Origin of the sequence: Kordia sp. (genome assembly GCF_045105435.1) — a bacterium.
Classification (GTDB): Bacteria; Bacteroidota; Bacteroidia; order Flavobacteriales; family Flavobacteriaceae; genus Kordia.
The window spans coordinates 1-5,306 of the sequence record NZ_JBGCDL010000045.1 but is presented as its reverse complement, the minus strand read 5'-3'; the positions used below and the strand labels follow the sequence as shown (position 1 = coordinate 5,306).

Annotated in this window: 5 protein-coding genes; all 5 read right to left on the bottom strand. The window is 32.5% G+C overall.

The window, feature by feature from the left end; genetic code table 11:
• Positions 1 to 1,670: tetratricopeptide repeat protein (locus AB8B65_RS01920; protein ID WP_405299111.1), on the bottom strand; the 1,670-nt coding region annotated here is incomplete at its 3' end.
• Between the two features lie 23 nt (positions 1,671 to 1,693).
• Complete coding sequence (locus AB8B65_RS01915; protein WP_405299110.1) at positions 1,694 to 2,602, bottom strand: ribonuclease Z; 909 nt, start codon at positions 2,600 to 2,602, stop codon at positions 1,694 to 1,696.
• 30 nt (positions 2,603 to 2,632) lie between these two features.
• Positions 2,633 to 2,965, bottom strand: coding sequence for a ribonuclease Z (locus AB8B65_RS01910; RefSeq protein WP_405299109.1), 333 nt, complete (start codon positions 2,963 to 2,965; stop codon positions 2,633 to 2,635).
• Between the two features lie 136 nt (positions 2,966 to 3,101).
• Positions 3,102 to 4,031: an aspartate carbamoyltransferase catalytic subunit gene (locus AB8B65_RS01905; protein ID WP_405299108.1), complete on the bottom strand. Its 930-nt coding sequence runs from the start codon at positions 4,029 to 4,031 to the stop codon at positions 3,102 to 3,104.
• 2 nt (positions 4,032 to 4,033) lie between these two features.
• Complete coding sequence (gene pyrR, locus AB8B65_RS01900; protein ID WP_405299107.1) at positions 4,034 to 4,585, bottom strand: bifunctional pyr operon transcriptional regulator/uracil phosphoribosyltransferase PyrR; 552 nt, start codon at positions 4,583 to 4,585, stop codon at positions 4,034 to 4,036.
• Positions 4,586 to 5,306: the final 721 nt, after the last annotated feature.

Below are 5,306 nucleotides of genomic sequence, written 5' to 3'. Positions count from 1 at the left end.
TATGAAGGATTTATTCCTGTTGCATTTTTGAAATGTTTTGTAAACGATTCAGGGCTTTTATAACCAACTTCTAACGCTATATGTTTGATGGCATATTTACGAAATTGATTGTCTGAGTTTAATCGGTCAATTGTATAATTGATTCGCAATTCATTTAAATACTGATAGAACGTTTTTTCTTTATATTGCTTTAGTATTTGTGTAAGATAGGTCGTATTGGTTTTTGCCTTTTTTGCCATATTTGCCAACGAGCATGAAGATTCTAAAAAGTATGCTTGCGCTTCTATTTTTTCTAATCGCTTCAATACTTCTTCTACTTTGGCATCTTTGATAATGATTTCTTTCGGTTTTGAGTCTGTTTGTTTTTCTTTTTCGTCTTTCGATTGAATTAGCTTTTCAAAAATTAATTTGTTCTTTTTAGCTTCCTTTTTATAATAGAATACGAATGCAATCGATATCATACATAACAAACCAATTCCCATTAGAATTCCTTTGTATCGCGACAATAATTGTTCATTAGCCGCTAAAACCGTTTTGATAAAATCATTATTTATATTGAATTCACTTTCATGAAGCGCTTTCGCAATTTCATTATTCTCTTTGTTTTTAGCTCTGTTTAACTGATCGTGTTTCCCTTCATACATACCTGATTCAGAAATATTTCCTGTTGCCAGATAGCATTTTGATAAAAGATCATACATGTCTTCCAAGTAAATTGGATCAAAACCTTTACTGTCAAGTTTTTCTGCTTGATTTATGATAGCAGTTACTTCATTAAATTGATTTATAGCAGCTTTATATTCTTGCAATTTGTAGTAACAGCGACCAATATTGAATAGTGTCTCTGATAAACGTTCGTCATTTTTTAAAAACGTTATGTATGTTTTTGCCGTATCAAGATGTTTCAACGCTTTTGTATAATCTCCTTTTAGGTAATACGCGACTCCAAAATCATGCTGAAAGAAACTTTCTCCACTTTTATCATTGATAGACTTGCTTATTTTAAATCCTTTTCTGCTGTAGTGTAATGCTGAATCTGGTTCTTGCATTTTTAAGAATGTGCCGCCAATTCCCATCAATACTCTCGCCAAATTTTTCTCTTTAATACTTAATAATTCACGCTGCTTGTATGATTTCTTGTAAATTTCTAAAGCTTCTTCAAAACGTTTTGCATTTCGCATGATTTTTGCCATGTTTGCACGCGCTAAAAAGATTTCTTTTTTGTTATTTTTTGCAGATGCATCTTCATATACTTTCGTATAATAGTTCATGGCAATATCACTTTTATCATTTAAAGCGTATACATTTCCAATTCGCAATAAAAATAAATTTTTTAAGGGCAAGTCTTTGATATCTTTTATCATGTTTACGCCACTTACTAAGGTATCTTTTGCATTTTTGAATTCGCCTTTTTTAGTGAGTAATATTCCAAGCTTTAAATATGCATTCGCTTTTAACAGCAAATCAGCATTCATTTCTGCTTTTACGAATAGTTCTTTGATTTCTAAATCTGCTTTATCAACATCTTCATTGATCATATTCCCAATTGCAGTTAATCGCTTTGTGTCTTCATCAGAAAGCTTTTTCAGCGTTTCCATTTTACTACATTGACACAAACAAAAGAGCATCACAACTCCAATAGTAATTCTTAGAATTCTATAGGTATTCATACGTACAACTGTATTTTTTTAAATTAATTAAACTCAAACACTTTTCCGTCGTCAGCTAGTACTACATTTTCAAATACAGTTTGGGCTTCTTCTTTGAATTCATTGAAACCATCGTAACGTGTTGAAAAATGACCAAGTACGAGTTGACCAACATTCGCATCTCTGGCAATTATTGCTGCCTGTTTTGCGGTTGTATGCTTTGTTTTAGTGGCTAATTGATCGTGTTTGTCCAAAAATGTAGCTTCATGGTATAATACATCTACATTTTTGATTTGATCAATTATTTGAGGGAAATATACAGTATCGCTGCAAAATGCGTACCCTTTTGATTTTGGAGGATTGAAAGTAAGTTTTTCGTTAGGAATGACTTCACCAGAATCTAACGTAACATCTCTTCCTTTTTTTATGTTTTGATAGTAACATTTGTCAATTTCATAATTCATTACCGCATTGACATTCAGTTTGCGTTCTTTTTCTTTTTCCTTGAAAAGAAAGCCATTGGTATACACGCGATGATTTAATGGAATGGTTGACACTGTAACTTTCTCATCTTCAAATAAAACTTCAGATTCGTCACTTTCCAATTCGTGAAAACACAGGGTATAACTCGTCCACGATTTGGTTAATTTTAGTTGTAAAAGCGTCAATTCTTTGAGTCCTTTCGGTCCATAAATATGTAAGTCAGTGTTTCTACCCAATAACATAAATGTGGAAATTAATCCGATAAGTCCATAAAAATGATCTCCATGTAAATGTGAGATAAATATATGTTTTATGCGTGCAAATTTGACTCTGCTTCGACGCAATTGTACTTGTGTACCTTCGCCACAATCTATAAGAAAGATGTGGTTTCTAATTTCCAATACTTGCGCGGTTGGATTTGTGTTTTTTGTTGGTGTTGCGGCGTAACAGCCAAGTATGGTTAATTTCAAACGGTTACATTTTGTGTTTTGTATTGTAGGCTAAAATCCTAAATCGCGTTCTATTTCTTCCATTTCAATAATGTCAAACGCTTCTTGCAGTGTTGGCACAGTCATAATAGCTTTTGGCAAATCGTCTGTACTGATTTTGTTGGTTACAATGACAAAAGAATGTTTGGCAGCACGGTGTTTTTTGGAGAGTTGTAAAAATTCTACCAAATCGCTTTTTTTCAAGTTTCCGAACGAAAATAAATTTACAATGATATTATCGTGTTCCATTTCATCATAACGTGCATCAATCTTTTTTACAAGTGCTATTGTATCAGCAGTTTCTTGGGTGATAATGAGAATATTTTCTTGTTTATCTAAAATCATAGGTTCTAATTTTTGAGGGTTTTTAGGCTATCTTTTTAAGATCTATCAACAATTTACAAAATTTACTGCATAGTTGCATCTTTAAAATATGTTTACCCCTATTTTAATAGAAATACTTACAAAACCTACATTTTTGTTAGTTTTTAATTTTTGCTGCTAGTAGATAAATTACTGCCATACGCACGGCAACTCCGTTTTCTACCTGATTTAAGATGATTGATTGTTTGGAATCTGCTACATCACTTGTAATTTCTACACCACGGTTTATTGGTCCTGGATGCATGATTACAATTTCTTTGTTTAGCGAATCTAACAATGTTTTGGTCACTCCATATTGCTGTGCATATTCACGTGTTGATGGAAAGTAACTGATGTCCATTCGTTCGTTTTGCACGCGCAACATGTTTGCTACATCGCACCATTCGAGTGCTTTTCTCAAATTTGTTTCTACTTCGACGCCTAAACTTTCAATGTATGTTGGCAGCAATGTTTTTGGACCGCATACTTTTACGTTTGCACCTTGCAGTTTGAGTGCAAAAATGTTTGATAACGCTACTCTACTGTGTAAAATATCGCCCACAATAACTACATTTTTCCCTGCTACATCGCCTAATTTTTCACGAATAGAATACGAATCTAATAATGCTTGTGTTGGATGTTCGTGTGCGCCATCGCCAGCATTTACGATACTTGCATCTACATGTTTAGACAAAAACACACCTGCACCAGGATTTGGATGTCGCATTACAACCATATCAACTTTCATTGATAAGATATTGTTTACCGTATCAATCAGTGTTTCACCTTTTTTTACGGATGATTGCGAAGCGGAAAAGTTGATTACATCTGCCGAAAGGCGTTTTTCTGCCAATTCAAACGAAAGTTTTGTTCGCGTACTGTTTTCAAAAAATAAATTTGCAATGGTAATATCGCGTAAAGAAGGTACTTTTTTTATGGGACGATTGATCACTTCTTTAAATTGATCAGCCGTTTCAAAAATGAGTTGTATATCTTCTTCTTTGAGATATTTAATGCCTAGCAAGTGGTTTACACTTAATTCACTCATTTCTACTTGTCTTTTTCTTGATTAATAAGATATACCATGTCTTCTCCATCATTTTCTTTCCAATTCACTTTCACTTTTTCTTCGTTGATGGCGTCTACTTGTCGTCCGCGATAGTTTGGTTGTATTGGTAAATGTCTGCTAAAACGTCTATCGATTAGCACTAATAATTCAATTTCTTCAGGTCTTCCAAATGATTGAATAGCTGTCAATGCTGCGCGAATACTTCTTCCTGTATACAATACATCGTCAATGAAGACGACTTTTTTATTTTCGACAACAAAGTTGATTTTTGTTTTGTTTGCTTCCAGAATTTTTTCGCTACGGCGGAAATCATCTCGGAAAAAAGTAATATCAAGATATCCTAACTGAATATCGTTTACTTCGTATTCATCACGTAAAATGCTTGCGAGTCGTTCCGCTAGATAAATTCCTCTAGGTTGAATTCCAACAAGTACAGTATTTGAAAAATCGAGGTGATTTTCGATGAGCTGACATGCCAATCGATGCAGAATAATTCCTATCTCTTTTGAGTTCAATAAGGTTTTTTGACTCATAGTGTTTGTCCAAATGGTATTTGGAATACAAAAGTACAGATTTTTTTGGTTTTATACGTTGTATTCTAAAAACTCATCCTTTTTCAAGAGAGTTAGACACATATTTACTGCAACTACGTGGAAAAATTACCGTTTTATGGAAACCCGTAAGGATTTGGATCTATTTATACGTATCTATGCATATCTAATACAGACAAAACTTACTTTTAGTAAAATCTAATAATTGTATCATTATTTTTCTTACAAGTAAATCTGTACTAGTAATAATAATTATTATTAAATAACATTTTTATCGTTCAGCATTTAGAACACGCATGAGAACAAAAGTATTTGCGGTTTCTACAATGTGGGATTCGGTTATCTATGGATTTATATTTTTTACCAAATTACGGTAATTAACTATAATTCAACAACTTAAATCTGGTGAAAAAATACCTCAAATTTTCACGGGAGCGATATCGATGATTGTGTTTTAAAATACAAACACAAGTGATTAAAGCCAAAAGTTCTCTAAGACTAATCGCAAATTTAATAATTCAAAATTTATGAAAATTGTAAGAAATTTATTTAATTATTTATGTATATTCGTATTGTTTACAATAGTTAGCTGCCAAGATGATACGTTAATAGAAGTGCAGCAAGAAGACATTTTACAAACAAAATCTACTTTTAAGTCAAGTACATTGTATAAGAAAGATATGTAAAACTTACTACTAAAATG

Bases quoted from the DNA above. Each gene is read 5' to 3' on its own strand.
- AB8B65_RS01910 (WP_405299109.1), bottom strand. From the start codon at position 2,965: ATGATTTTAGATAAACAAGAAAATATTCTCATTATCACCCAAGAAACT.
- pyrR (WP_405299107.1), bottom strand. From the start codon at position 4,585: ATGAGTCAAAAAACCTTATTGAACTCAAAAGAGATAGGAATTATTCTG.
- AB8B65_RS01905 (WP_405299108.1), bottom strand. From the start codon at position 4,031: ATGAGTGAATTAAGTGTAAACCACTTGCTAGGCATTAAATATCTCAAA.